The sequence below is a fragment of the Candidatus Binataceae bacterium genome (assembly GCA_035508495.1).
GTDB lineage: Bacteria > Desulfobacterota > Binatia > Binatales > Binataceae > JASHPB01.
The window spans coordinates 55,577-82,360 of the sequence record DATJMX010000057.1; the positions used below are offsets into that span (position 1 = coordinate 55,577).

Here is a 26,784-nt window from a genome sequence, read left to right on the forward strand (position 1 = left end):
CACGGTCCCGGCTGCGTGGGCCGGGCCGCCTAATCTGTAGTCGAAGCTTAGCGCGATACGCAATGATACAGGACGCAGCGCCGCTGCTGCATCAATTTGAGATGAAACGAGCCAGCGCCCGAAGCGAACTCAAAATCGACTCCCCGGATTTACCCAGGAGCGGGCTAGAGACGCTCGCGATCGAGCAATTCGAGCGCGACGCCTACGAACTGCTCGCGCTCGAAGGCGCAAAGCTCGTCGATTCATCATTCTCAGGCCTGCGCTTCGATTCGTGCGTGCTCCACCGCTTCGAGCTCAACCGCTCGCGCTTGCCGAACCTCAAGCTGCTCGACGTGCGAATCGAAAAATCGAGCGCCGCCAACGGCGAATGGCCTAAGGCCAGCCTCCGCCGCGTCGAGATACTCGGCTCGCGCCTCACCGGCCTCACGATCGCCGAAGGCGAGCTTGCCGACGTGAGCTTCAATGATTGCCGCATCGACTATCTGCGGCTTGCCAACTCGAAACTGCGCAATGTCCGCTTCGAAGGATGCGTCCTGACGGAAGCCGACTTCATGGAGTCCAATCTCGAAAGCGTCGCATTCATCGGATGCGATCTGCGCAAGGCCGGCCTCACGCATGCCAAGTTGACGAACGTCGATCTGCGCGGCTCAAAAATCGACGGCCTCGAGATCAAGGCAGCGCAATTCTCCGAGTTAACGATCGATCCGCCGCAGGCGGTGACGATCGTCCAAATGCTCGGCGCAAAAATCGTCTAGCTATTTTTTACTCGCCGCGTCGAAGCGGCTTAGCGTCTCGGTGGCGTTGCGGCCGGCCGCGACGGCCTCGAGCTGGGCGCGGATTCGATTCGCGAGCTGACGCCGGAACACGGGCTTGGCGAGAAAATCGCTCACTCCAAGTCGCATCCCCTCGGCGCGTGCGTCCATATCGTCGCGCGCCGTGATCATGATGACGGGAATTTCCGCCGTGTCGGCATTTTCCTTGAGTGCTTGCACGACCTGGAAGCCGTCCATCTCGGGCATCATCAGGTCGAGCAGGATTACGTCGATCTCATTCTCGGCGACCATCTTTAGGCATTCGGCACCAGAGCTGGCCTGAATCGGGACGAAGCCTTCACGCTGTAAATGCCGCGCCAGAATTGCGACAGTGTCCTGATCGTCGTCCACCACTAATATCTGGGGCGGCCTGGTAAGCTCATCCATAACAATCCCTGCGCCGCTATTCTTCCTCGCCCTCGTCTGAGGAAAGCGGAGTTATCACACCGCATCGCCGCAGCTTGGCGGCGAACGTCGTCCTCTTAAGCCCCAGCAATCGCGCCGCAGCCTGCTTGTTGCCGCCGGTTTGCTTGAGCGCTTCGTTGATCAATCTACCTTCCAATTCCCGTACCAGCTTGTTGAGATCGACCCCGCCTTCGCCCAGCGTCGCAGGAATCATTGCCTGCTGCGGACGCGCGCTATCGAGCAGAGTCTGCGGCAAAATTCCTGTGGTTATTTCGGAACCGTCGGCCAGGATCGCGAGCCGCTCGACCATGTTCTCCAGCTCGCGAACGTTGCCCGGCCAATCGTATGACCAAAGATGGACCATCGCGTCGCGAGTGACAGAAAGTTGGCGCCCCGGGGTACGGGAGCGGATGCGGTCCAGGAAGTAATCGATCAGGATCGGGATATCGGAGCGGCGCTCGCGCAGTGGCGGAATCAGAAGCGGCACGACCTGCAGCCGATAGAAGAGATCCTCGCGAAAGAGCGCCTTCTTCACCGCCCGCGCAAGGTCGTTATTGGTCGCGGCAATCACGCGGACGTTGACCCGCGTCGCACGATCGGAACCTACCGCCCGCACCATCCCGTCTTCGAGCACGCGCAGCAGCTTGGCCTGGAGGTCGAGCGGCATCTCGCCGATTTCATCGAGAAAGATCGTGCCGCCATCGGCGATCGTGAAAAGCCCGTGCCGCGCGCCCGCCGCACCGGTGAAGGCGCCGCGCTCATGCCCGAACATCTCGGATTCGAGCAGATCGCGCGGAATTGCCGCACAGTTGACCGGCACGAACGGCCGCTCTACTCGCGGCGAGATCGCATGGATGCCCTTGGCGACGACCTCCTTGCCAGTGCCGCTCTCGCCGGTGATCAACACGGTGACCTCCGACGACGCGACCCGCTCCGCAAGCGCGCGCAGCTTGACGATCGTCGGATGTTCGCCGATTAGCGCACGCTCAAACGTGAACGCGCCGCCACCGACCCCAATCGCTGTTAAATGAGACGCCACCCCTTTATGACGCTCCGACTATAACGCTCCGATTCTTTGAAGATTAATACAATCTCGGCGGCGCGATCTTCTCACTTTGGCCCGGCGCCGAACAAGTAGCGATCGGCTCGCGAACCAACGCGCCATCAATCGAACCGCCAATGCTCGGCGTGGGCCGCCGTGGCCCAACAAAAAATGAAATTTGATTCGAGGAGAAACGAAGCCGCGTAGCGCGATTGCTAGTCGTGCCGAATCGTATCACTGAACGTTGCCGTCTGCCCCGGCCCTTCCGCCACCGAAACGTCGAGCGCGATCACCTCGGCCAGCGCACCGCGCGCGGCAAGCGCGGCGGTCATCTCGCTCCAGATATATCGCGCAAGCTCCTCCGCCGAGCTATGCACGATCGGCAGCATCGCCACGTCGCTCGCGGGCAGAATGAATTCGTCCTGCTCGTAGCGCACCCGCACCTTGCCGCCGCTCGGGCCTTCGATCTTGAGGCAGTCGCTGCGCGCCGGAATGATCGTGCGCTCGTCGAGACGGTCGACGATCTCCTTGGCGATCTTCTTGATTAACCCGAAGTCGAGCACGTAGCCGGTGCTTGTCAGCTTGCCCTCGACGCGCACGCCCACCTGGTAGTTATGCCCGTGCAGCGGCTCGCGGAACCCCGGATATGCGATGAAATGCGCGGCGGAGAATTTCAGATTCTCCTTCGCCACGTTGATTGAAAAACGCTCGGGCATCGAGGTTTCCTTAGCCGATAGCGCCGAGCTTGAGAAGCGCCTCGACGCCGCGATGACGCGGTGATGTGAATCGCGCGCGATAACGATCGGCGTCAAGTGAAGTCGCCTGCGCGAAGAGCTCATGCTCGCGCTCAGCGGCGCGCGCGATCCGGTTCGCAAGATCGCGCGTGAGCTCAGTTTCAGGGTCGAGCGACTCGACCAGGTCGCCGACATCGAGGCCGTGAAATCCTCCCAGCAGGCACTCGGCGACGTATTCGAGCTGGCCCGCGCGATCGATATCGAACTCCTTGCGCGCGAGCGCCTCGCGAATCGGCATCACGCGCTCGATCCCGTAATGACGCCGCCACGATCGCACGAGCGGATCGCCGCTGCCTTCGTATCCCGAGCCGATTGCGACGATCGCAACGCGGCCGTCATCGAGCGGCACCGGATGAAATACATAACCCGGCGAAGTCGCGCCGACGCGCCGGCGTAGCTCGATTCGATAGGCGAGCAAATCGTGACGGGTGTCGTCGGCCGCGCGCAGCAGGTACTCGCCGACTGGAATGCCTTCTTCGTCGGCGCTTGCGATCAGCTTGTCGAGCAGGTCGGGACCGTACTCCTCGCGCCGCGCGATCTTGCGTGCCTCGGAGCGATCGAATGTAAGCAGGATCGCACCGGGTCCGCCCTCGCGCGCATCCAGCGCGGCGCTGATCGGAGTTCCGCGATCGATAGGTTCCAGGTCCATCGCGAAGTAGCTGCCGTGGCTCGACCACTTGGCCAGCCCGCGCCGCGCGTTACGCAATACAACCGGCGCGGCGTCGCGGGCGAAGAGCCGGCTGATCTCCTTGCGCCGCGGCCCGATCAAGCCATAGCCGGAAAGCAGCGATCCATAGCCAACAACCAGCAGCGTATCGTTAACGCCCACAGCCCGAGTCTAGCAGAGGAGGAATCGTGTCGGGACCCATTTCTGAAAGTAGTAGGGTGGGCGTCCCACAGGATTTTTTTCAGAAAAGAGACCACGCTCAAATCGACAATATGACGCCCGATGCAGTTCTGCGGGTCACTTCGCGGAGGCCTTTTAGATAGAGGCCGATTTGCGAGCGATACTCTGCAAGCCGCGGCGTCAGATCGAAATCGGTTTTGAAATCGACGATGATCCATTCGCCATCGGCTTGCGGCTGGAAAACCAGATCGGCGATTCCCTCGACCATCGTGCCGTCGTCGAGGCCGACCAGGATCGGGTACTCGCGCATTGCGCGTGCCGCGGCTTTGGCCTCGGCGATCAAGGGCGACGCGAGCGCACGCGCGACCGCCTCGATGGCCGCCGCGATCTCAACTGCCGCGGCGCCCATGATACGGCCCTCGCTCGCGGCGGCATGCTCGATCGCCGGTCGGTCCGCATCGAATGCGACCCGAGTCATCGTCGCGTGTACCAGCGTGCCGAATTGCTTACCGCGCGGGCGGTTCGGATCGCGCGCGACGCTTTCCACCCGAATCTCACCGGCGAATGCGAGCCCGGTCGCAGTTGTGCCGATCGCGAGCTCGGTTGCCGTCGCGACTTTGAGCGTCGGCATCGCACCCGCTTCCAGAGCGCTCGCGCGCCGTTCATGCCACTTACGATTCTCCTCGATACCGCGCGTCGAGATCTCCTTTTTCTCGTCTGCTTGCAGCAGGTAATTCTGACGCAGCCCCATCGCTTCATCGACTTCGGTGACGAGCCGCGACGGATCCCACCAGACCACGCGATGCTGCCCCTCGCGCGGCCGATGGAGTCCCGGTGCCACCGATTTCAGCTTGCCTGGCGCCTTGGGCGGCCGCTCCAGCACGCTGTCATCGCCAAACTCGGGACATCCCGCGGGATGATTGGTCAGCGGCGCGCGCCGTTCCGTCTCGAATGGGTAAACAACAGGATTGAGCCGCGCCAACCATCCGTCATATTGGCTGTCGCCCACCGCAGGAACGACGAGCAGATCGCGCGCGCGCGTCGCGGCGACATACAGGAGGCGAATCGCTTCGTCCTCGTCGCGGCGATGCTCCTCCGCACCATGCTCGCGCAGCTCGCGCGGCGCGCATCCGGCGAGCGTCATCGCGGCGAGGCGGCTTCCCGGCTCGATATATCGCGAGGCATCGGCGCGGGTCTCGTTGCAGGTGAGATCGGCGAGAATCACGACCGGAAACTCGAGACCCTTCGCGCGATGCACCGTCATGATGCGAATGCCCTCGGTGCCTTCTTCGACCAGCGGCACCTCGCTCGCCTCGTCACGCTCGGCGCGCTCTTCGAGCTGGTCGATAAAGCCTCGAAACGAAGTTGCGCCCGTGCGCGCTTCGTAGCGCCGCGCCTGGTCCATCAGGCGCATGATATTCGCGAGCGCCTGCTCGCCAGTCGGCCAGATCGCGATTCCCGCATGAGCGCGCGTGCGTTCGAGCACGAGCGCGAGCGTCTCCGCGATCGGCCGCCGATTGCGCCCGCGATGAAGATCGCGCAAGAGGTCGAGCGCGCGCGCGACTTCCTTGAGATGCTCCGGCAAATCGTCTCGCCGCGGCCGGAACGGATGCAACGCGCCGACGGTGCTGCGAAACTCGAACAGCGCTGAATCCGACAGCGCCAGAATCGGACCGCGCAGCGAGGCGAACACCAGAAGCTCGTCATCGGGCCGCTCGATCGCACCGAGCAGGTTGCGCACTGCCTCGACTTCTTCGCGCCGATTGAACGATCCGCCTTTGACGAGCACGTGCGGCAGATGCCGCGCTTCGAGCTCGCGCAGATACGAGCGCGTCACATCGCGCCCGAACGAATTCATGCGGCGAAAGAGAACGCATATATGATGCGGCCGGATCGGCACGCGAACGTCCGGCGCCTCGCGCTCGGTCACGGTCCATCCGCTTTCGACCACGAGCCATTTCGCAAAGCCCGCGATCGCTTTTGGCAGCGATTCGTCGATTCGCCAGTCGGTGATGCGGCCGAAATCGCCGTATGGCATCGGCACCGGCAGCGCGACGATCGGCGGCTGCGTCTCAGTCTCCGCGCGATACGGCTGAAGCACCGCGTAGGCCGGCTGCGAGCGCGACTCGCTCGCCATCAGAGGAGCGAACGCCGCGTTGACGAGATGCTGCAGCGACGGCGTGCTGCGGAAGCTGACCGTCAGATGTTCCTGCGCGGCGCCGTTGCGCAACAGGTTTTGCTTCACCGCCTGGTAAAGCGACACGTCGGCGCGGCGGAAGCGGTAGATCGACTGCTTGGGATCGCCGACCACGAACAGCTTGCCCGGCGCGGGACGCGCTAACAGCCAGTTATTTTCGTCAGGGTCCGCAGCCGCGAGCAGGATTAGAATTTCGGCCTGCAACGGATCGGTATCCTGAAATTCATCGACGAAAATATGAGTGAAGCGCCGTTGAAGATCGCGCCGCACCGCGGCGTTATCGTGCACGAGGTTGCGCGCGACGAGCAAAAGATCGAGGAAATCGACCTTGCCCGCGCGGCGCTTCAACTCCTCGTAGTAATCGATGATCGGCCACATCTCTTCGCGCAGAAGCGGCGCCATGTTCGCGCCGGTTTCCTCGCGGAACGCGATCAACCGATCGCGGATCGCCACGCGGCGCGCGAAGATCTCCTCGCGCGAGAGCGGCCCGAAACCGCCGCCCATCCCGCGCCAGTTCCAATGGCGCCCGGTGTTCAGCGTGCGCAGCACCGCTTCGAGCTTGTCGTAGTCGCGCCCGCGCACCGCCTCGAGCCGCGTCACTTCGCGAATCGGCCGTGCCAGCGTAGCGAGGCTCTTGCCCAGCCAGTCGTCAGGTTCGGCGTCCTCGGCGAGCTCGCCCAACTGCTTGATCTCGTTGATGAGCGAATCGATTTCGCGCTCGCGCTCAATCGGATGTTGCCCCCACGGCGTGTCGAAGTCGCGCCAGTTGAGCAGATCGTATGCCGCATGGCGTGCGACTTCGCGCGGACCGTTGTTGCGATCGGCAGCGTCGCGGCGGCGCAGCAGCCGGCGCATCCCAGGTCCGGGATTTTGCAGCACCGCCTGGAACCATCGATCGAAGGCGCTGTCGAACATCGCCTGCGCGTCGTCTTCGGCCGCGACTTGGAACATCGGATCGACGCGCGCCTCGACGGGGCGCTCGCGCAGCAAGTCGGCGCAGAAGGCGTGGATCGTGCCGATGCGCGCCTCTTCGAGCTGTTCGAGCGCGGCGGTGAAGCGGTCGCGCTCGGTCCTGGTGCGCTTGGCATCGTGGCGCGCGTGCTCGATCTCGCCGCGCAGACGGAGCTTCAGTTCGCCAGCGGCTTTCTCAGTGAATGTCACCGCGGCGATTTGCGACAGCTGGCCACGGCCCGCGCCGATGACCGAGATGATTCGATTGACGAGCGCGGTCGTCTTGCCGGTACCGGCCGCCGCTTCGATCACGAGCGTAGTGTCGAGTTCGTCGCGAATCCGATCGCGTACGCGCTGATCGGCTGGAAGTTTCGAGGTCATGGCCGCGCGCGCAGCTCCTTGAGCGCCTGGACTCGCTTGGCCGGTTTGATCGCGGCGCGGCGCTCCTCGTAGGGGCCGCAGATTCTGCGGTAGTCGCACCATTCGCATTCGCCGGCATCGGGCGCCGCGGGCAGGAACGCCTCTTTCAACGCGCCGTCGATCGTCGTCGAAAGGGCGGCGAGCGATTCGCGCGCATGCTCGTCGATCTCGACCACGCGCTCTTCGTAGCCGCCGCTCGCGGTGCAGTAATAAAGCCGTCCCGTGCCGACTTTTTCTTGCAGGATCTTTTCCACAGCCAGCGCGTAGCCAACCGGCTGCAGGATCTTGCCGCCGCCGATAATAAAGCCACGCTCGGCGCGCACACGGCCAGTCTTATGATCGGTGACGCGAAGTTGACCCTCGGGATTGCGTTCGATGAGATCGATCGAGCCGCGCAGCGTGATTCCCGCAATTTTGACCGGGTCGGGCGAGCTCATTGGATCGGCCTGCGACCGATCGCGCAGTCCGAAGGCGAACTCGAAATGCTCCGGGCGCCATTTCGCCGGGTCGGCGGCGGCGCGCCGCATCCATTCGCGCAGGTCGGCCTGGATTTCTTCGATTCCGTCTTTCCACACGCGCTCGATCGCGGGCGCCAGGTCCTCGCGAAAACGTCCGGCGACACCTTCGAGCAGCTCGTCGAGCAGCTTCTGGACCTCGGCAAGATTGTCGTCGGTAATCGGCAGCATCCCGCGCTCGCGCAGCGCGCTCAGGATCTCGTACTGCGTTTCGGCGAAGATCGAGCCGCGGGTCAGCGGATCGATGACCTCGATTGCCTCGATCTCGTCGCGCGGCTCGAGGCGATGAATCGCCTGCAGGAAAAATCGGTACGGACACGCGGCGAAGTACTGCAGCGCGGTGGGCGAATAAGGACGCGCGGCGAGCTGATGCTTGCCGAGCGCGGCGATCGCACCCGGATCGGGATCGACGAGGCCGTCCGACGGCGTCCAGCGCCGAAGCCATCGACGAGCGCGGGCTCGCAATGCGCGCGCGAGATACTCATTGGCGCCGAGCAGGTAATGCGCCGCGCCGGTGGTCTCCTCGGGGTTGCGGTCAATCAGCTTGTCGAGAATTGCGAGATCGAACTCGGCGTCGTCGATCGCATCGTTGGGATCTTTCGGCGCGGGCCATCCGAGACGAATGCCATGCTCACCCGCGGCGCGTTTGGCGAGCTCATCGAAGCCCGGCAGACGCCCCTCGGCCGCGCGCATGACTTCCAGCGCGTAGAACGAAGGAACGCGCGGGCGGCCCTGGTCGAGATCGACGCGCGGATAGGAGAGCATCACGCGTTCGCTCGCCGCGCCCGCGATCGTGCGCAGCGCGAAGCGTTCCTCCGCGATTCGATCGGACTGCCGGACGAGAAAGGGACTCAGCTTCTCGCGCGCGGCATCGGGCAGCAGCGGATCCTCGGTATGCTTGCGCGGGAAGATTCGCTCCGCGAGACCGGGTGCGATCACGACCTCGAACGCCATCCCGCGCGCGCGGGCCGGCGACGAGACGAAGACCCTGCCGTAGCGGCGCTCGCGCGCGGGATTCTCGAGACGGCCGAGGCGCGCTTCGAGCACGATTCGAACTTCATCGAGCCGCACCGGGCCGACGGGAGTCAGCGGCGCCAACTCGTCGAGCGCGGCGAGCACGCGATCGCTGTCGCGCAGCGCGAGTGCGGTAAGCGCGCGCAGCGTATCAAGCCATTCACCCCACGACGCTTCACGCGGCAGCGCGCCGAGGGCATTGACGATCGGCGTCGCGACTTCGCCGAGATGCTTGAGATCGCGGAGCTGGCGATCGAGCGCGGCCGCATAGGCCTCGTTTTCGGGCGCGACGTGATCGCGCTGGCGGCGCAGCTCGTTGCCGAGTCCGGCAAGCCGCCGCTGCCAGCGCTCGGCGCTGCCGATCACGGCCGCATCGACGATGAGCTTTTCCCAGCGCCACGGCGCGCGCGCCGCGCCGTCATCGTCGCGGCCAAGAGCGTCCTTGCCGTCGCGTTCGGGCGCGGGCGCGGTCTCGAGATCGGCGGAAAGCGGGCGCGCGCTGAATTCCGGATCGACCGCGGGCCGCCGCTCTTCACTGTTTGTGTTTCGCTCGGGCACCTGCGCGAGCGAGAGATATTCAGCGAAGCGGCTGGCCGAGAGATCCTCGGCCGCACAGGCCAGAAGTGCGAGCAGAGCGCGGCCGCCAGGCTCGGGACGCCGCGTGCCCCGTGCGTAGTGCGCGGGAATTCCGGCGCGCGCGAATGCCTCCTGCAAGTATGGTTGGTAGCGCTCGGGATCGTGAAGCAGCACCGCGATTTGATCAAAGCGGACGCCGCGCCGCGCCTCGGCCTGGATGCGGCGCGCGATCTCGACGCACTCGTGCATCTCGCCCGGCGCCGAATGCATCGTCACCGTTTCATCGAGTTGGCATTCCGCCGGAGCGCTCGCGCCGAACAGATGCGTGCGCAGGCAGGCGAGCGAATTTTCCGGCGTGCGTAGCGGTGTGATCGTGAGCGGAACGTCCAGCGCACGCTCCAGAAGCCGTTCCGCGCGCATGTCGCCGGCGGGCGTCGTCGCCATCACGCGCGGCGCGTGGGCCGCGACTGCCGTGACAAAATCCGCATCGAGCGTGCCCTCGAGGGCGACATCGACGAGCAAAACGGGAATTCCGGCGAAGCGCGGCAAGGGCTTGGCGGCGAGTGCTTCGAGCGCAAAGCGCGTCATGCCCGCGCGATCGACCAGGCACGCTTCGGCAAGCTCACGTTCGAACTGCGCGAGCAGGGCGGCCAGCGCCTCGCCAGCAGGGCCGAGTTCGCGAAGCTGCGACTCGGTGATCGAATTGGCGCGCAGCTCGGCGAGCGTGCGTGCCAGCGCGCGAGAAAATCCCGGCAGGTCCTTGATTGGATCGAAGTGCTTGAGCGCGCCGCTCGGCGAGAGCCGGAAAACGGTGCGCGTTGCGATCGCCTGCGCGCCAAGACCGGCAGCGACTTCGAGGCCCTCGGCCGCCATCCGATCGGCGGCGAGCAGACGAATCAGGCGATTCAGGGTGAGGCGATGAAGTCCGGCGATCGCGCCGCGCGCGGCCGCGATCGATCGCACGAGGTCGTTGCCCGCCTCGGCGTTGGCCGTGACTACTATCGCCTCGCTCGATTGCGGAAGCTCGGCCAGCCATTCGCGCGCAGTATCGAGCCGCTCATGAACGGCGGGCGAGGAAAAAATCTGGATACGGTCGGACATCGACGCGATAACTGATCGTCGTCGCCGCACCGTCTTTGTTCAAGGGGGTCCTCCGCGCAGTTTCAACAGCGGGTTGTTTACGGCGCCTTCACTGCCACCGCGACTGCGTGGTCGCGTCCTTGAGGATCGGCGCGAGATAGATTGGCGACACGTGCCATGAAGCCCTTGGTCTCGATTGCGAAACCGGCATGTTCGCATACGCGGCCCAGGGTATCGGGATCCATCAAGTGGATGAACGACGTGGCGAATCGCACGCGACTATCAGCCGGAAGGTAGCTGTTATAGTCGGGGACAAATCCCGGCCAGGGATCTCCTGAGGCTTTCTTCCTTTCATATTCAGGACCGGTGCGGACGCCGGTCATGCCGGAATAGGGAGAGTCAACGGCAAGAAAGAGCTTGCCTCCCGGCCGGAGCCATCGGTGCATTTTCGATATGCTGAGCTCGACGTCGCGGCCGTCGAGGAAGTGCAGAACGCGGCTGCACAGAATCGCGCCGAACGAACATGGTTCAAATTCGATGTCCGGCAGACTTCCGGCAACACATCTGAGGCGCGTCTTGTCCACGGGTGTCACCGACGCGACGAGAATTTCCAGATGCCGTTGATCCATGTCGCAGGCGCATGCGCGTCCGCCGGCGCTCAGAACTCGTTTGACCATCACGCCATATGCGCATCCGATGTCCAGAACCTCGCTGTCGATGGTCGCGGCCAGCTCGATGAACGCTTGTGACAAGGGATCGGGATGCTCGGTCGTGAAGCCGCGCTCGTTCAGCGTCGGAATTCGACCGCATGCCCATGCGTCGGGTTGGGTGAGAGTCGATTGTGGCATGGCATGAGATAGTCGCCGCCGAATCGGGTTCGCTCAAGTGGCCGTGAGACCAATTTCAACAAGATGCAAAAAAGCTGTTTGTGGTTTCTCGCTTCGGCCCGCAATGACGATCACGAACGTGCGGCAAGAGCAGGCTGGAATTACTTTTCCAAAAACACCGGATCGCCGACGTTCACGCGGCCGCCTTTTTCAATGGAGGCGAAGACGCCGACGTTTACCTGGTGGTGCGAGGCGGCGGTGCGAAGGATTTTATAGTCGCGCTGAAGGTCTTCCTGCGGATGCGTGGTCATAACGCAGCGCAGCGCGGGTTGCATCTTCACGATGCGCAGGGTGCCGATTACGAGCGTGCCGCCGAGCCATTCGTCTTCGAGGAATGTGTCGTCGCGGACGCCGGTGTCGACGACTATCGACGGTCGGAAGCGGCGTGAGTCGAAGATCGAGCCGGGCGCGAGGTTTGCCAGATGACGCAGCGTGCCGGTTGCGATCACGTGCATCACGGCTGAATCGAAAAACGTGGCGGGCGCGAGGCCGTAGTTATCTGGCAACGTCTCGGCGGTCAGACCAGGGATCGCTTTTTCGACTGGAACGTCGGCGAAGATTGTCTTGGGATCGATGCCCGCGCGTTCGCGTTGCGCATTCTCGGAACGCTCGAACTGCATCTTGCGACCGAGTTCTGCGGAGATGATCTCTGCCGCGTCGGCATCTTCGGCGTGAATCGATTTGCCGTCGGGCATCGCGATGCGGACGGGAGTCAGATGCTCGGGGCCGGGCGGCTGCTCGAATGTTGCGCGGAATTCGAGCAGGTGCGCGAACTTCTTGGCGCTCGCGATCTGATGCGTCGCGACCTCGCGCAGTGCGTACAAGCGATCGCCGACGGCGCCGCGCTCGGTGAAATCGAGCGCCGCGGGATGCTCACCAAGCATCGACTTGACCGGATAGCGCGCGAGGTCCTGGACGGTTCCGATCTGCCGGCGTTCCATTTCGTGCCTCAGCGATCGCGCGGATGCGTCGCGTTGTAGTCGTGAATCGCCTTCATGATCGCGCCGCTGGATTTCTGCATCAGCTCGTCGCGATTTTCGCGCACGCGATCCGCCGAGTCCTGGATCGGCTTGATGAGCCCCTGGAATCGCGGCATCACGTAGCGCGCGAGCAGCTCGTAGCTCTTGAGCTGTTTTTCGCGCGGCACCCAATCGTGCGCGAAGCACAGCACCGTGCCGAAGCCGCCCGCCAGCTTTTGCATCTTGGCGATACCTTCGATCGCGTCGTCGGGCGTGCCAAAGATCGCGCCGCCGTAGTCGCTCATCTTCTTCGCCGCTTCGTAGCCATCCTCGAACGGCTTGCGCATCGGCACGCCGAGAATCCCGGTGATGTACTCGTTCTGCCAGCGCTTGAGGCCGTCGGCGACCTCGCGCATCGCCAGTTCCTTGGAGTCTGAGAGATGGAACTGCATCACGACGCGCCAGTCGGAGCGATCGATCTTCTGATTGTTCTCCTTGGCCGAGACTTCGCCGAAATGCCACTGGGTCGGCAGCGCCTGCAATCCTTCCTCGGAATACGACGCGACCGACAGGACGCCGACGCCGTACTTACCCGCGGTGTTCATTCCGGAGGGCGAGAGCGTCGAGGCTACCGCGACCGGAATCCGCTCCTGGAGCGGGCGGATCTGCAGCGCCGCATCGTTTAGCTCGAACCACGAGCCCTTGTAGCTAAACGGCTCCTCGCCGTTGAGCAGGCGGATGATCACGCCGAGCCCTTCGTCCATCTTGTCGCGCTGCGTCATCGGATCAATGCCGAGCGTGACCGCGTCCGACGGTAGCGCGCCCGGACCGACGCCCAGAATCGCACGGCCATGGCTCAGATGATCGAGCATCACGATGCGCTGCGCGACGTTGAACGGATGGTGATACGGAATCGAGACCACGCCGGTGCCGAGCTTGATACGCTTGGTGCGCTCGGCGGCGGCGACGAGGAACATCTCGGGCGAGCCGATCGTTTCCCATCCCGCCGAATGATGCTCGCCGACCCAGAACTCATCGTACTGGTAATCGTCGAGGAACTGCGCGAGCTCGAGGTCGCGCTGGTACTGAAGGGTCGGATGCTCGCCGAGCGGATGATGTGGTGCGAGGAACACGCCGAAGCGCAGACGCTGATTCATTTTGATCTCCTAACTGAGCGCCGCGACGTGCGCTGAATCGAGATATTCGTCGAGGCGCGTGATCTTACCGCGGTCGACGATGCATACGATACAAGCCGGCAACGCGAACTGCTTGCCCGAGGACTTGAGCCGCCCGCGCATCACGTGCTGCTGCACGAATCCGGTCGGAGTCGCCTGGCGGCGCGCCTCGGTGTAGGCGCGCTCGTCGATATTTTCGATCACCCACTTGAGCACACGCAGATTTTCCTCGGGCGTCTGAATAAGGCCGTCGTTGTTGTGCCAGATTTTCGCGTCGGGCGCGTAAACGGCGTGCACGCCTTCGATATCGCCACGCTCGATCGATTTGAAAAGGCGCTCGGCGACGTCCAGAGACTGCTCAGCAGTGGTTGGCATATCCAATCCTCATACTAATCGAATGCAATCACATATTGGCGCTGCCCGGCGAGCCCGAGGCCGCGGGCGATGCGGCGGGCGAGGCCGGCGCTTTTTCGGTAGCCGCAGCCGGCGGAGCCATTGTCGCAACCGGAGTCGGAGTTGGCATCGCGGTTGGGACGCTGACCGTGGGTATCACGCTAGGTGCGGCCGGCGATGCTTCGGGCGAAGGGAACGCGCTCGGCGCGACGCCCTGCTCGGCCATCAGCGCCGTGCCTGCGCCGTAGTCATAAACGAGCTTGCCCCCGAGGTGGCCAGCGTATCCAAGGGTGACAGCCGCGAGAACCGCGACGATCAGATAAATGGGGCGCGAGCCCGCCATGAAGCCGAACGCCGCGATAAAAATTCGCCACAGCGCGAGCACGCCGAACGTGATCGCGAGATAGGTGCCCATCTGCCCGTGGCGGTGCAGGATCGCCTGGGCGTCGGGGCCGAGCGCCTTCCAGATCCTGTCGGCCTCCAGGTCGCCGGTCAGGTACGAGCTGCCCGCGGCGATCGCGCCCAGGATCATCAGGCTGAGCGCCATGTTGCGGATCCACAAGCGCGTCGGGGCCATGCTGCCGACGAGATCCGTGAGGACGCCGACGAACAACAGCGCGATCGTGAAATGGTCCACGACCGGATGAATTTGCATTCCCTGGATGATGTGCCGGACCTGGTCCATCGACGCTCCTTACAATACCGCAGCTTTTGGTTCCCGACTTTTATCGCAAAGCGCGAGTCGGCACGCAATTCTTGATTTGGCGCTGCGCTAGAGGTTGGCCGAGGTTGCGGTTGACGACGGACGCGGGCTCGCCGATGACGATGCTTCGGGCGCCGCGGAAGGCGTAGCAGCCGGAGTGCTCGTCGCACGCGGTGTCGGCGTCGTTTCTGCCGGTGCGGATGGAGTTTGGGACGGCGTCGCGGATGGCGAAGCGGCGGCTGATGGAGATGGTGACGGCGCGGCGCTCGGCGTCGCCGCAGGCGTCTGCTCGGTGACCCGCAGATCGTTGTATGTGATCGCATCCGTCCACGGGCGCATCAGGGCGAAGTAAAGAATCGCCGAGCGCAGAGTCAGCTTGGTGGGATCCGGATCCCATGATTCGTCGAGGGAGAATTCCCTCGGACCCGACGTGGAAAAAGACGGCGAAGCGATCGAGATTTGTGCCGCGGGCCGATCTGGCGCCGCTCGCATCGAGTTCAGATACCAGCTCACCTGCGGGGCATAGGGCGGCGCCCAGAACGACGCGTCCGCGTTCTGTGGCGCGGACAAAATTCGCATACACTCGTGGCGAGTCTGAATCGTCGTGCTCGGCTCGACCCAGTAGAGCAGCAGATGCCTTCGCCATGCGGCCTGACCCGTGTTGGGCGCGGAGAAAACGAAGTTGACGAGGGTTGCGACGTAGAGGGTCAGCAATCCGAGCGCGGCGATCGCGATACGCACGCCGGTCCACGCCGAGCTCATCGCAAGTGCGTTGATTCCGATCGCCGCGAGCAGCGCGAGCGGGACGAGGATCGCGAGCAGGTATTCCATCTGAGGCGCCGGCAGCAGAAGGAAGACGGCGGTATTGATGAGCGCCCACAAGATCGCGAACGCGGCGAGGCGGCTGCGCGCCGCGACGATCGAAACAATCACACCAACGAGCGCCAGCAGAACGATCAGGAATTCATAGAAGCCAAGCGCGGGCAGATAGAAATGCAGCCCCGGCCAGGCGCTCCATGAGCCGAGCACCTGCAGCTCGTCCAGGAGATCGCTGAGCGTATCGCGCAATGGGCGCGAGAGCATCGCAGTCGCGAGGTAATAGGTTGCGAAGATCGCCGCGATCGTCGCGATCAGCACGACACTGCGGCGGCGCTGCCACCATACGCGAAAACGCAGCCCGCGATGGTCGGTAACGATCAACGTCCACAGGCCGACCGGGATCAGCGCAACGAGAATTGTCAGCGCGAGTATCGGCCCGGCGGGCGAGGCTGTCAGCCAAGGCGCGATCGCGAGGCCGATCACTGCGGCCAGCGGGACGGAAGGCGCGCGCCCGAGGCTCAGCGCCAGTGCGATCGCGATCAGCATGAAGGCCGCAGCCGGTACGACGCCGGCTCCCCCGCGCGCGAGGTAAGTCGCGGTGGGCGAGAACGCAAGCATCGCGGCCAGCGCGAGCGCGCCTGCGCGTCCGATATACCGCCGCATCAGCCACGCCGCGCCAACCAGGATGATCCCGGAGGCCGCGACGACGATACGCGCCGATAGGTCGTCGGCGCCGCAAATCGAAAAGATCCAGCGCTGGGCGATCTCGATCCAACTCGGATGCACCGCCAGAGCGGTATCGGGCGGTATCGCAGCCTGCACCGACGCGAGCTCGAGGAGCGCGCGGCGCGCTTCGTCGGCGCCGAGCGGTCGCGCGCCGAGTGCGACGAGGCGGCTCAGGATTGTGTAGACCGCGACTAGAGCCCATCCCACGTGCTCGACGGTGACGGCGAAGAGCTGCCGATCGAGCCGGCCGAGCGGCTCGGGCATCGGCTGTGTCGGCGGCGTGGCGCTGGGCGGCCGCTCTGTGGGTGGAATGACCTGCGGCGGCTCGCCGCCGAGGCTCCAATCGCCGATCCGGTGCTGTGGTTCGTCAGCCATCGCGCCGTCAACGGCTATTTGGCCCACAATCCAATGTCAACGAATCCGAGCTGTCGAATCTCTCTGGAATCAAGTGTGAAGTCTTGAGCAAAATCCTTGCGCAGCTATGCTGGTGACCTTCGATTGAGGCGCGATGTTTCCGTTTGAACTAACTCCACGCAGATTGGTCGGCGGCCTGATCTCATTTCTCACGCTCGCCGCGATCATCGCGCTCTTCTTTGCTTATCGCGAGCACGCCCAGCAAGTTGCGCTGCCTACGGTGCCGGTCGCGTTGAAGCATCTGCCCTACTATGCCTTCTGCTCGTTCAATCGGATGCTCGCGGCGTATATTCTCGCGCTCGTCTTCTCGATCGTATACGGGATGGCGGCGGCGCGCAGTCCCAGATGGGAACGCGTCCTGATCCCCGCTATCGACATCGCGCAGTCGGTGCCGGTGGTTGGATTCTTCCCGGCCGCGATTTATTTCTTCGTCGCGCTCGCGCATGGGAGCCGCTTCGGCGTGGAGATGGCGGCGGTGTTCCTCATCTTCACCAGCCAGGCGTGGAACATGGCGCTCGGGGTGTACGAAGCGGTGAAGACCATCCCGAACGACTCGCAGGAAGCGCTCGGCGCGTTCGGCGCGACGGGATGGCTGCGATTCAAGCGCCTGCTGCTGCCCGCGAGTATCCCGAAGCTGGTTTACAATTCGATCCTGTCGTGGCTGGCGGGATGGTACTTCCTCATCGCCTGCGAAATTATCACCGTCGGTCCCGCGAATTACCGGCTGCCGGGCCTCGGCAGCTTCCTGATGGAGTCGACGGACAAGGGCGACACGGTCGACCTGACGATGGGACTGCTGATGCTGGTCGCGATCATCATTGTGATGGATCTGATCATCTGGCAGCCGCTCAGCGCGTGGGCGGACAAATTCAAATACGAATTTGCCGCATCGTCGGGGCCAGAGCGTGCGCCCGGAATGGTGGGGCTGATCGGAGGAATCGGTCCGACGATCGTGCGAACCCTGCGCTCGATCCTGCTGCCGCCGATGCGCGCGCTTGGCAGAGCGATACAGGCCATGCCGCGCGCACAGGTTCTCGCCGCCGAGCAATCGCAGCGTTTCTCGCGGGCCTTGAAGATCACTCTCGGCATCGCCGCGGCGATCTTCGCGATCTGGGTCGTCGGCTCGGGAGTGATCGCGCTGGCGCGCGCGCTGCTCAAGCCGTGGCCGTCGGAGGTCAAGGAGATTCCGCTGGCCGCGGTTTATTCAACGCTCCGTATGACGATCGGCTATTTTATCTCGCTGGCGTGGACGGTGCCGGTCGCGCTATGGGCGAGCGAGAGCGCGCGCTTCAACCGCGCGATCACGCCCATCGCGGAGATCGTCGGCTCGATTCCGGCCACCGCGCTGTTCCCGATAATCGTGCTGCTGGTTATCCGCGTGACCGGCGGGATGAACCTCGCATCGATCCTGCTGCTCCTCACCGGGATGCAATGGTACCTGCTTTTCAACCTGCTCGCCGGAATCAACCAGGTGCCCGCCGATCTCAAGGAGGCGGCGCGCGCCTTTGGCCTCTCGCGGGTTGCGACGTGGCGCAAGCTCGTCATTCCCGCCATCATGCCGTCGCTTATCACCGGCAGTATCACGGCCTGGGGCGGAGGATGGAACGCGCTCATCCTCTCGGAATACTTCATTTACCAGGGCCATACTTATTCGGTGACCGGACTCGGCGCGCTGCTCGACGAGGCGACCTATCGCACGGGCAACAGCGTGATGATCCTGGTTAGTCTGCTCTCTATGGTGCTGGTGGTGATAATGTTGAACCGGCTGATGTGGCGCCGCCTGTACGATATGGCGACCGAGCGGTTCAGGCTCGACTACTGACGCAACTCAATCATGTGCGACTCGGATCCAACTGACCCATGGCCCTGCTCGAGCTCAAACACATCTCTAAAAGTTTCGCTCATTCCAAGGGTACGCTTAACGTACTTCAAGACATTAATTTCAACATCGAGGAGGGCGAGTTCGTCGCGCTGGTCGGACCCTCGGGATGCGGCAAGTCCACGCTCTTGCGAATCATCAACGGGATCATGCCGATGACTGCCGGTCAGGTCCTTTACCAGGGCCGCCAGGTTGACGGCATCAACCTCGAATGCGCGCTGGTGTTCCAATCTTTCGCGCTGCTGCCGTGGCTCAGTGTGAAATCGAACGTCGAGCTCGGACTTGAGGCGCGCGGCATGCCGCTCGAAGAGCGCGAGAAGCGCGCGAGCTTTTATATCGACAAGGTCGGACTCGACGGCTTCGAGGAAGCCTACCCGCGCGAGCTGTCGGGCGGCATGAAGCAGCGCGTCGGTTTTGCGCGCGCGCTCGCGGTCGAGCCCAAGGTGCTGATGCTCGATGAGCCGTTCTCGGCGCTCGATGCGTTGACGGCGATCACGCTGCGCGAGGAGTTGCTCGACATCTGGCAATCGCCCGACATGCACGTGCGCAACCTGATTATCGTCACGCACATTATCGAGGAGGCGGTCGAGCTGGCCGACCGAATCATCGTGCTGGCGTCGAGCCCGGGACGAGTCGTCGGCGATCTGAGAGTCGACTTGCCGCGGCCGCGCGATCGGCGCAGCGAAGCCTTCAATCACTGGACCGACAAGGTGTTCTCGCTAATCGAGGAGCGCGGCTGATGCCTTCCGGAATCAACCCCCTTCCCGATTGCGGACTCACGTGGCTGTTCGGCCTGCTTGAGTTTCTCGACGATCGCGGCGGCCGCGAAGACGGCTACAAAATCGCCCGCGAGCTCAACTTCAAGTTCGACGATCTGCTGCGCGTGATGAAAGCCGGCGAAATCCTAGGCTTCGTTTCGACGCCGGCCGGCGACGTCGTGCTGGAGCCGTTCGGCAAACAGTTCCTCGAATCCGACGTCAACGCGCGCAAGCTTATCGTCAAGGAGCAACTGAAACAGTTGGGCCTGATCCAGTACATCATTCGTCTCTTGCGCGGACAGGAGGATCGCTCGCTGACCAAGGAAATCGTGCTCGAGCATCTGGCGATGCTGCTGCCCAACGAAAAGCCCGAGCGCCAGTACCAGACCATCGTCAATTGGGGTCGATTTGCCGAGCTTTTCGGCTATAACAAGGACGAAGACCGGTTCTACCTCGATCAGGAATAAGGCGCTCAGCGCCAAGGAGGCATTTCAGATGGCGACCGAAGCTGAGAAAATCGTTAGCGATTTCTGCACTGCATGGACCCGCGGCAACATCGAAGAGTTGATGGGCTTCTTCACCGACGATGCTGTCTATCACAACATCCCGCTCCCGGCAGCCAAGGGTAAGGACGCGATCCGGGCTACGATCAACAGCTTTCTGCCGGGGGCCAAAAGTATCCAGTTCAAGATCCTTCACACCGCCGCGGCCGGAAACGTTGTGTTCAATGAACGCGTCGATATTTTCGATCAGAAAGACGGCAAGCATATCGAACTCCCGGTCACTGGCGTGTTCGAGGTAAAGGGCGGCAAGCTATGCGCCTGGCGCGACTATTTCGACATGGCAATGTTCACCAAGCAGATGGCCTGACCCGGCGGACTGCATCGGTATCGAAAGCGGCTGCAGGCATCGCCTCGCAGCCGTTTTCGCTTCCGCTCAATAATGGCAGTATTTGCCGCTGAAACTTGAAAAGCCTTCCGAGCGTCATTCTATGTGAACACTTTGATAGCCATTGCGCGGCAGGGAGCCGGCGCAAAATAAGGAAGGAATCTTACGGAAATGACCAAGAAAAGGATTGCGATAGCGGCGATTGCGGCGCTTTCGATTTGCGCGGGTGCTTATGGAGTAGCGTCGGCGAGCTTCGGCAGACACGGCCATCGTCATGGCGGCGGCGAGATATTCCTGCTGGCTCGCGCGGGCGGAATCACCCATGACCAGATGCGGACCGCCTTTCAGAATTCCGGCCTGAAGGCCGATTTTGAAAAGGTCAAGGGCGACCGCACCGCTCTGCTAAACTGCTTCGCCACGAGCTCGGATTGCACCCAGGCGGCCAACACTCTCGTGACCGACAAGAACAAACTCGAGCAGGATAAGATGAATGTGGTTGTCGGCTTGTTCGACGGACTGTCGAGCGCCAACCGCGCTAACGTCCAGTCGGCGCTGACTCAGCTCACCAGCATTCAGCAGAGCCGTAAAGCCCTGATGAAGCAGATTTTCCAGAACAGCGACCCGCAGACCCAGGGCACCAACGGCGACACCCCGACCACGCCCACTACTCCTCAGCAGTAACGACTGACCACCGATCGACGCCGTCTCTCGCAAGCACCTTGCGAGAGACGGCTTTCCCGTTTCATCACATCCCAAACTGCGTGAAAGCGATCCTGTCGCCGGCGTATCTCGGCGTGTAAGCTCGGCGATGCGATGGCATCGCCAGTCACCCACGCCATCATCGGCACCGCCGGTCATATCGATCACGGCAAGACCGCGCTCATCAAGGCGCTCACGGGACAGGAAACCGACCGGCTCAAGGAAGAGAAGGAGCGCGGGATCTCGATCGATCTCGGTTTCGCGTATTTCACGCTGCCCGACGGCACTCGCGCGGGGATCGTCGATGTCCCCGGTCACGAGCGTTTCATCCGCAACATGCTCGCGGGCGCGCACGGTATCGATCTCGTGCTCTTCACGATCGCGGCCGACGACGGCGTGATGCCGCAGAGCGAGGAGCATCTGGACATCCTGCACCTGCTTGGCACGCATCGCGGAATATTCGTGATCACCAAGGCGGACCTTGTCAATGCGGCGCGGCTTCGCGAAGTCCGCGAAGAGATCGAGCTACTGGCTGACGGCACGAGCCTTGCGGGGTCGCCGATTCTCGAGGTCTCGTCGATCAGTGGCGCGGGAATAGATGCGCTCCGCGGCGAGATCGTGCGCGCGCTCGATGGCTTCGAGGCACGGCGCGCCACGGGCGTGTTCAGGTTGCCGCTCGATCGCGCGTTCACGATCAAGGGCCACGGCACGGTAGTCACCGGTACGGCGATGGGCGCTGATGTGCAGGTCGGGCAGAAGCTCCGCGCTTTGCCGGGCGGCGAAGAGATGCGCGTGCGATCGATCCAGGTTCATTCGGAGTCGGTCGATCGCGCGGGACTATGCCAGCGCGTTGCGCTGAATCTCTCGGGCACGGAGAAGATCGATCTCGGACGCGGTGACGTACTCGCCGACGAGCGGCTCGATTTCACGACCGCGCGCTTCGACGCGTGGCTGGAGATTCGGCCTGCGGCGAAGCGCGCGCTCAAGAACAATCAGCGCGTGCGCTTGTTTATCGCGACCGCTGAGACGATCGCGCGGGCAATCATGCTCGGCGACAACGCGACGATTGAGCCCAAATCATCGGGACTCGTGCAGCTCGTATGCGACGGCGAGGTGGTTGCGCTGGGCGGCGATCGCTTCGTTATCCGCGATGAAACCAACTCGCGGACCTTGGGCGGCGGTGTCGTGCTGAATCCGCTCGGGCGCCGATCGCGCAAGCCGCTCGACGAGTATCGCGCCAACCTCACGATACTTCGCGAGGCCGGCGGCGCCGACGCGTTCGAAGCCCTCCTCAATTTGCAGGAGACGTTCGCGCTCTCGCCGGCCCGCGCCGCGGTGCTAATGAATCGCCCGCCGCGCGAGGCTGACGAGGCGTTCAAGGATCCGCGCTTCATCAGATTTTCGATGGGCGACGAAGAAGGCTTCACCACCCGCAGCAAGTGGGAGGAATTGAAACGCAGCGCGCAGACCGCGATCGCGGAGCATCATAAGGCGGAGCCGCTGGCGCCCGGGCTCGAGATGGAAGCGCTGCGCGCGCGATTACCTTTCCAGGTTGCGGCGCGCGCGTTTCGTCCGGTGATCGATCGCCTGGTCCGCGAGTGCGATCTCGTACGCGAGGAGAACGTGCTGCGGCTCAAATCGCATCGCGTGCAGCTCGGAGGTCAGGCGGGCGAGCTGGGGGCCAAAGTCGAAGAAGCGCTCGCGCAGGCGGCGTTCCAACCTCCCGAGCTGAAGCAGCTCGCGGAATCATTGAAGCTCCCGCCCTCTGAGGTACCGCGCCTGCGCTCGGTGATCGCCGCGATGGAACGCGAGGGACGCGTCGCCCGGATTGCCACCGATTTGTACTTCGCGCGCTCGGCGCTCGACGCCGCGCGAACAAAGCTCGACGAGCATTTCCGCACCCATCCGGAAATTACCGCGGCGACCTTTCGCGATTTGCTGGGCGCATCGCGCAAGTTCTCGATCGCGCTGCTGGATTATTTCGATCACGCCGGCGTGACGCTGCGTGTCGGCGACGTCCGCCGTCCGCGCGCGAAATCCTGATCGACAAAATGAAAGCGCCGCGGGCGCTAACTGGCAGCGGCACCTTCAGTGCCACCACGGATCGCTCGATTCCGCTACGGCAGGTTCTTCACTGCGCAGAAATCTATTTGATGATTCGGCGCTCGCGCAATGATGTTAACTTCGCGTCATCGTAGCCAAGGAAATCGCGCAGGATTTCGCTCGTGTGCTCGCCGAGCAGCGGGGCGGCGCGATCGATTGGCGGTGGCGTTGCGCTGAACTTGATAAGGGCGCCGGTTTGCCAGATGCGGCCCCATTGCGAATGCGGCAGCTCGGCGATCAGCTCGTTGGCGAGCACCTGAGGATCGTTAAAGAGATCGCGTGCGTATTGAATCGCTGTCGCGGGAATGCCGGCACGCTTCAGCAGGTCGAGCGCCGCGGCACGATCCATCATTGAGAACGCGGCTGCGAGGTGCGTGGCGAGATTTTCTTCGGCGGCGTGGGCCTGCTCGTTCGCGGCCGACTCGAACGGCATCGCCGGGAGATCGGCGATTGTTTTGCGCAGTGCTTCCCACTCTGACGGGTGCTTTATCGAAATGAACAGCCATCCGTCGTCGCGGCACTTGTAGGCGCGCACGATCGCGGAGTCGCCACGGCGTTCGGGATTGCCGTTCTCCATGTCGGGGCGGCCCTTATAAAAGATGAACTCGCCCGCCTGGAACGCCATCGACGATTGCAACAGCGAGGTCTCGCAGAACTGTCCGCGGCCCGTCGCCTCGCGCGCTTTCAACGCCAGCACGCATCCGTATGCCGACAGCATCGCGGCGCCGTAGTCGCAGATCGCGCAGGTCAGATACACCGGATGCGAATGCGGTCCGCCCTGCGCCGTCATCACGCCCGAGCGCGCCTGGAGCAGCGGATCGAACCCCGGCTGATTATGCTCCGGGCCGCGATTGCCGAACGCGTTGACCGACATCACGATGATGCGCGGGTTGATCGCGGCGAGGCTTTCGTAGTCGAGGCCGAAGCGCTTCATGCGGCCGGGCCGCAGATTCTCGACGACGACATCGGCGCGCCGCGCGAGCTCGTGTACGATCTCGAGGCCTTCGCGCGACGTGAGATCGAGCGAGAGGCCGCGCTTGCCCTGGTTCCATCCGAGAAAGCCGAAACCGAAATGGCGAAACGAATCGCCCTCGAGGCTTTCGATCTTGATCACCGTCGCGCCGAGTTGGGCGAGGATCATCGGACCGTATGAGCCCGCAATGTAGCTCGCGAAATCCAGCACCACGACGCCATCGAGCGGCGCTTTCGTGTCTGCCGATCGCGTTGGCGCGTGATCCTTTGCCGCCTCGCGAAGCCATTCGGCGGCGGCGCGATCGTTGCGCGGCTCGCGCGCGGGATTTTTGATCGAGCTCGGCGTGTCGTTCAGAAATACCGGCTGGCCCATCTGCACCGTGGCGCCCAGCGCGGGATCGTCGAGCTCCTGGCGCATCCCGAGCGCGCGCGTCTGCGGATCGTCGATGAACTCCTGCCGCGTCATCACGGGCGCGTTGGGCACGTCGGCCTCGCGCAGGATGCGGAGCCATTCGTGGCGCGGCCTGGTCTTGATGATCGGCTCGATAATGTCCTTGAGCGCCTGCCAGTGTTCGCCGGGAACACCCCACGGCGCGTTTTCGAAGCGCTCGTCGCCGACCAGGTCGGGGCGATCGATCGCGATTGCGAACTTGCCCCAGAAGGTCGCGTTGCCGCACGCGGCGAAGATGAACTTGCCGTCGGACGCCTCGAACAATCGATAGACTGGAATCGGTCCGAGTGGATCCTGCGGGCCGTGATAGAGCGTGGTCATTTTATCGTGGCGCAGGATGCTGCCGGTCTGGAGCGAGAATGCGCCCGCCAGTAGAGACGCTTCGACGAGCTGGCCGCGGCCGTCGCGTCCGCGCGCGATGAGCGCCGCCGCAGCTCCCGTCGCGCCCATCACGCCAGCGGAATAACTCGCCGCGGGAAAGACCAGCGGCACGGGATTTCCGCTGCGCGCCCATTGCGAGCCCGAGATTCCGCCGCGCGCCGCGACCAGGTCTTCGTCGGCATCGACGTTGGCGTCGGGACCCTTGCCGCCGAGCGGCGAGATGCTCAGCACGATCGCGCGCGGGTTCAACTTGCTGATCGATTCGTAGTCGAGACCGAGCTCGGCGAGCCGCGCCGGAACGGAGCCAGTAACAATAATGTCGGCGGCGCGGACGAACTCGGCGATACGGCCGCGCGAGGCGCTCGATGCGAAGTCGAGCACGATCGAGTCCTTGGAACGATTGAGCACGTGATAGTGCGGCGTGCCGCCAAAGCTCGAGCCTTCCGGGCGCTCGACGCGCAGCACGCGCGCGCCCTGCTCGGCGAGCAGCATCGCGGCGTAAGCGGCGCCGAGATGGGAATCGAATTCCAGTACCGACGTTCCTGCGAGTGCGGTTTTCATCACTTAATCACTATCGATCGCTGAGGCTGGCGGCCTTGGAGCCAAAACTAACCACAATGAGATGTGCGAAAACAAACCAGTCATTTGTGCACATGAGTGGGAAATTCAAGGCAGTGAAATGACCGGTTCATTCGCCGTTAACCTGCGGTCCGTAGGTTCTCCGCGCCGCGGGCTGGCTCGCGGCGGGGGATAACTCTAACCAGAGGATCATAGAACTCGATGCGAAAACCAAGACTGCTGCTGCTTGCTGCTACTTTCCTGGCCCTCGGCGGAATTTTTGCGGCGGCTCACGCCGATCTTTTGATCAACGGCGCGGGCGCAACCTTCCCGTATCCAATTTACTCGAAATGGTTCGACGTGTACGCCAAGGAAAATCCCGGCGTGCGGTTCAACTACCAGTCAATCGGCTCCGGCGGCGGCATCCGGATGCTGTCGAATCGCACCGTCGATGTCGGCGCGAGCGATGCGCCGCTAACCGACGAGCAGCTCTCTGCGGCGCCCGGCAAGATCCTGCATTTCCCCTCGGTGATGGGCGCGGTCGTTATCGCGTATAACTTGCCCGGTTTTACCGGAACGTTGAAGCTCACCGGTCCGATCGTTGCCGATATATTTTCCGGCGCAATTACGAAGTGGGACGATGACAAGATAAAGGCCGTCAATCCCGGCGCGACGATTCCTTCCACCGACATCGTGACCTGCCATCGTTCCGACGGCAGCGGCACCTCGTACATCTTCACCGACTATCTGTCGAAGGTGAGCGACTCCTGGAAGACCGATGTGGGCAAGGGCACGTCGGTGAAGTGGCCGTCGGGCCTCGGCGGCAAAGGCAACGAGGGCGTGACCGCGCTGGTCCAGCAGACTCCCGGGGGTGTTGGCTACGTCGAGTTGATCTACGCGCTCCACAACAACATCCCGTACGCGACGCTGCAGAACAAGGCGGGCAACTGGATTGTGCCGAGCCTCGACGGCGTAACGGCGGCGGCAGCCTCGATGGCGGATCAGATCCCGGCCGACTTCCGCGTGTCGATCACGGATGCGCCCGGACCGCAGGCCTATCCGATCTCCTCGTTCACTTATCTGCTGGTCTATCAGCAGCAGAAGAACAAGGACGTGGGCGACGCGATCAAGAAGTTCCTGGGCTGGGCGCTCACGACGGGTCAGCAATATGCGGCACCCCTGAAGTACGCTCCGCTGCCTGCGGCGGTGGTGCAGAAGGAGCAGGCGCAGATCGGCATGATCCAGATTCAGTAGCAAAGTAGCATAGCCCGGTGAGATCGGCGTGGATGCTTAACGTGTCCACGCCGATTTTTTTGATGCACAGCGTACGCGTCGGGGGTTATGATCCGGCCTGAGGCGCGCGAGT

Annotated in this window: 21 protein-coding genes; 8 read left to right on the forward strand and 13 right to left on the reverse strand. The window is 63.3% G+C overall.

What is annotated here, in order from left to right; all coding sequences use genetic code 11:
- Positions 1–101: 101 nt before the first annotated feature.
- Positions 102–755, forward strand: coding sequence for a pentapeptide repeat-containing protein (locus VMA09_18220; GenBank protein ID HUA35551.1), 654 nt, complete (start codon positions 102–104; stop codon positions 753–755).
- Here VMA09_18220 and VMA09_18225 read toward each other — a convergent pair whose 3' ends face one another.
- The 12 genes from VMA09_18225 to VMA09_18280 form a co-directional block, all read right to left on the reverse strand.
- The gene (locus VMA09_18225) at positions 756–1,199 is read right to left on the reverse strand and encodes a response regulator (protein HUA35552.1); all 444 of its coding nucleotides are present in this window, start codon (positions 1,197–1,199) and stop codon (positions 756–758) included. It abuts the gene before it with no gap.
- A 16-nt stretch (positions 1,200–1,215) separates the two neighbouring features.
- On the reverse strand, positions 1,216–2,256 hold the full coding sequence (locus tag VMA09_18230) for a sigma-54 dependent transcriptional regulator (GenBank protein ID HUA35553.1): 1,041 nt from the start codon (positions 2,254–2,256) through the stop codon (positions 1,216–1,218).
- A gap of 218 nt (positions 2,257–2,474) precedes the next feature.
- Complete coding sequence (locus tag VMA09_18235) at positions 2,475–2,975, reverse strand: 6-carboxytetrahydropterin synthase (protein HUA35554.1); 501 nt, start codon at positions 2,973–2,975, stop codon at positions 2,475–2,477.
- Between the two features lie 10 nt (positions 2,976–2,985).
- Complete coding sequence (locus VMA09_18240; protein HUA35555.1) at positions 2,986–3,882, reverse strand: hypothetical protein; 897 nt, start codon at positions 3,880–3,882, stop codon at positions 2,986–2,988.
- Positions 3,883–3,979: 97 nt separating this feature from the next.
- On the reverse strand, positions 3,980–7,429 hold the full coding sequence (locus VMA09_18245) for a UvrD-helicase domain-containing protein (GenBank protein ID HUA35556.1): 3,450 nt from the start codon (positions 7,427–7,429) through the stop codon (positions 3,980–3,982).
- Positions 7,426–10,674, reverse strand: coding sequence for a PD-(D/E)XK nuclease family protein (locus tag VMA09_18250; GenBank protein HUA35557.1), 3,249 nt, complete (start codon positions 10,672–10,674; stop codon positions 7,426–7,428). Before VMA09_18250 ends, VMA09_18245 begins: the two co-directional genes overlap by 4 nt.
- Positions 10,675–10,751: 77 nt before the next feature.
- Positions 10,752–11,501, reverse strand: a complete 750-nt coding sequence (locus VMA09_18255; GenBank protein ID HUA35558.1) for a methyltransferase domain-containing protein — start codon at positions 11,499–11,501, stop codon at positions 10,752–10,754.
- Between the two features lie 140 nt (positions 11,502–11,641).
- Entirely contained in the window at positions 11,642–12,481 is an 840-nt protein-coding gene (locus VMA09_18260; GenBank protein HUA35559.1) for an MOSC N-terminal beta barrel domain-containing protein, read from the reverse strand.
- An 8-nt stretch (positions 12,482–12,489) separates the two neighbouring features.
- Positions 12,490–13,656 carry an LLM class flavin-dependent oxidoreductase gene (locus tag VMA09_18265; GenBank protein HUA35560.1) on the reverse strand — a complete coding sequence of 389 codons (1,167 nt, stop codon included), beginning with the start codon at positions 13,654–13,656 and terminating at the stop codon, positions 12,490–12,492.
- Positions 13,657–13,665: 9 nt separating this feature from the next.
- Positions 13,666–14,049 (reverse strand): nuclear transport factor 2 family protein, encoded by a 384-nt coding sequence (locus VMA09_18270; GenBank protein ID HUA35561.1) that lies wholly within the window; start codon positions 14,047–14,049, stop codon positions 13,666–13,668.
- A 28-nt stretch (positions 14,050–14,077) separates the two neighbouring features.
- Positions 14,078–14,752 carry a DUF2231 domain-containing protein gene (locus VMA09_18275; protein HUA35562.1) on the reverse strand — a complete coding sequence of 225 codons (675 nt, stop codon included), beginning with the start codon at positions 14,750–14,752 and terminating at the stop codon, positions 14,078–14,080.
- A gap of 87 nt (positions 14,753–14,839) precedes the next feature.
- On the reverse strand, positions 14,840–16,690 hold the full coding sequence (locus tag VMA09_18280) for a hypothetical protein (protein ID HUA35563.1): 1,851 nt from the start codon (positions 16,688–16,690) through the stop codon (positions 14,840–14,842).
- Between the two features lie 133 nt (positions 16,691–16,823).
- Here VMA09_18280 and VMA09_18285 point away from each other — a divergent pair, with 133 nt between their 5' ends.
- The 6 genes from VMA09_18285 (at position 16,824) to selB (ending at position 22,996) form a co-directional block, all read left to right on the forward strand.
- The gene (locus VMA09_18285) at positions 16,824–18,551 is read left to right on the forward strand and encodes an ABC transporter permease subunit (protein ID HUA35564.1); all 1,728 of its coding nucleotides are present in this window, start codon (positions 16,824–16,826) and stop codon (positions 18,549–18,551) included.
- Between the two features lie 38 nt (positions 18,552–18,589).
- Positions 18,590–19,348 (forward strand): ABC transporter ATP-binding protein, encoded by a 759-nt coding sequence (locus tag VMA09_18290; protein HUA35565.1) that lies wholly within the window; start codon positions 18,590–18,592, stop codon positions 19,346–19,348.
- The gene (locus VMA09_18295) at positions 19,348–19,833 is read left to right on the forward strand and encodes an AAA-associated domain-containing protein (protein HUA35566.1); all 486 of its coding nucleotides are present in this window, start codon (positions 19,348–19,350) and stop codon (positions 19,831–19,833) included. The genes VMA09_18290 and VMA09_18295 overlap by 1 nt, the downstream gene beginning before the upstream one ends.
- A 28-nt stretch (positions 19,834–19,861) precedes the next feature.
- A complete protein-coding gene (locus VMA09_18300) occupies positions 19,862–20,236 on the forward strand; it encodes a limonene-1,2-epoxide hydrolase family protein (protein ID HUA35567.1) in 375 nt (124 codons plus the stop codon).
- A gap of 189 nt (positions 20,237–20,425) precedes the next feature.
- Positions 20,426–20,935, forward strand: a complete 510-nt coding sequence (locus tag VMA09_18305; protein HUA35568.1) for a hypothetical protein — start codon at positions 20,426–20,428, stop codon at positions 20,933–20,935.
- 132 nt (positions 20,936–21,067) lie between these two features.
- A complete protein-coding gene (selB, locus tag VMA09_18310; protein ID HUA35569.1) occupies positions 21,068–22,996 on the forward strand; it encodes a selenocysteine-specific translation elongation factor in 1,929 nt (642 codons plus the stop codon).
- Between the two features lie 103 nt (positions 22,997–23,099).
- Here the strand turns inward: selB and VMA09_18315 are convergent, their stop codons facing one another.
- The gene (locus VMA09_18315) at positions 23,100–25,421 is read right to left on the reverse strand and encodes a CoA transferase (GenBank protein HUA35570.1); all 2,322 of its coding nucleotides are present in this window, start codon (positions 25,419–25,421) and stop codon (positions 23,100–23,102) included.
- Positions 25,422–25,640: 219 nt separating this feature from the next.
- Here VMA09_18315 and pstS point away from each other — a divergent pair, with 219 nt between their 5' ends.
- Positions 25,641–26,672, forward strand: coding sequence for a phosphate ABC transporter substrate-binding protein PstS (pstS, locus tag VMA09_18320; protein HUA35571.1), 1,032 nt, complete (start codon positions 25,641–25,643; stop codon positions 26,670–26,672).
- The last annotated feature ends 112 nt before the right edge of the window (positions 26,673–26,784 follow it).

Excerpts from the sequence above, each read along its gene's own strand:
- VMA09_18220 (HUA35551.1), top strand. The coding sequence starts at position 102 with ATGAAACGAGCCAGCGCCCGAAGCGAACTCAAAATCGACTCCCCGGAT.
- VMA09_18225 (HUA35552.1), bottom strand. The coding sequence starts at position 1,199 with ATGGATGAGCTTACCAGGCCGCCCCAGATATTAGTGGTGGACGACGAT.
- VMA09_18290 (HUA35565.1), top strand. The coding sequence starts at position 18,590 with ATGGCCCTGCTCGAGCTCAAACACATCTCTAAAAGTTTCGCTCATTCC.
- VMA09_18315 (HUA35570.1), bottom strand. The coding sequence starts at position 25,421 with ATGAAAACCGCACTCGCAGGAACGTCGGTACTGGAATTCGATTCCCAT.
- VMA09_18305 (HUA35568.1), top strand. The coding sequence starts at position 20,426 with ATGACCAAGAAAAGGATTGCGATAGCGGCGATTGCGGCGCTTTCGATT.
- VMA09_18250 (HUA35557.1), bottom strand. The coding sequence starts at position 10,674 with ATGTCCGACCGTATCCAGATTTTTTCCTCGCCCGCCGTTCATGAGCGG.
- VMA09_18245 (HUA35556.1), bottom strand. The coding sequence starts at position 7,429 with ATGACCTCGAAACTTCCAGCCGATCAGCGCGTACGCGATCGGATTCGC.
- VMA09_18300 (HUA35567.1), top strand. The coding sequence starts at position 19,862 with ATGGCGACCGAAGCTGAGAAAATCGTTAGCGATTTCTGCACTGCATGG.
- pstS (HUA35571.1), top strand. The coding sequence starts at position 25,641 with ATGCGAAAACCAAGACTGCTGCTGCTTGCTGCTACTTTCCTGGCCCTC.
- VMA09_18265 (HUA35560.1), bottom strand. The coding sequence starts at position 13,656 with ATGAATCAGCGTCTGCGCTTCGGCGTGTTCCTCGCACCACATCATCCG.
- VMA09_18260 (HUA35559.1), bottom strand. The coding sequence starts at position 12,481 with ATGGAACGCCGGCAGATCGGAACCGTCCAGGACCTCGCGCGCTATCCG.
- selB (HUA35569.1), top strand. The coding sequence starts at position 21,068 with ATGGCATCGCCAGTCACCCACGCCATCATCGGCACCGCCGGTCATATC.
- VMA09_18270 (HUA35561.1), bottom strand. The coding sequence starts at position 14,049 with ATGCCAACCACTGCTGAGCAGTCTCTGGACGTCGCCGAGCGCCTTTTC.
- VMA09_18285 (HUA35564.1), top strand. The coding sequence starts at position 16,824 with ATGTTTCCGTTTGAACTAACTCCACGCAGATTGGTCGGCGGCCTGATC.
- VMA09_18280 (HUA35563.1), bottom strand. The coding sequence starts at position 16,690 with ATGGCTGACGAACCACAGCACCGGATCGGCGATTGGAGCCTCGGCGGC.
- VMA09_18235 (HUA35554.1), bottom strand. The coding sequence starts at position 2,975 with ATGCCCGAGCGTTTTTCAATCAACGTGGCGAAGGAGAATCTGAAATTC.
- VMA09_18255 (HUA35558.1), bottom strand. The coding sequence starts at position 11,501 with ATGCCACAATCGACTCTCACCCAACCCGACGCATGGGCATGCGGTCGA.
- VMA09_18295 (HUA35566.1), top strand. The coding sequence starts at position 19,348 with ATGCCTTCCGGAATCAACCCCCTTCCCGATTGCGGACTCACGTGGCTG.
- VMA09_18275 (HUA35562.1), bottom strand. The coding sequence starts at position 14,752 with ATGGACCAGGTCCGGCACATCATCCAGGGAATGCAAATTCATCCGGTC.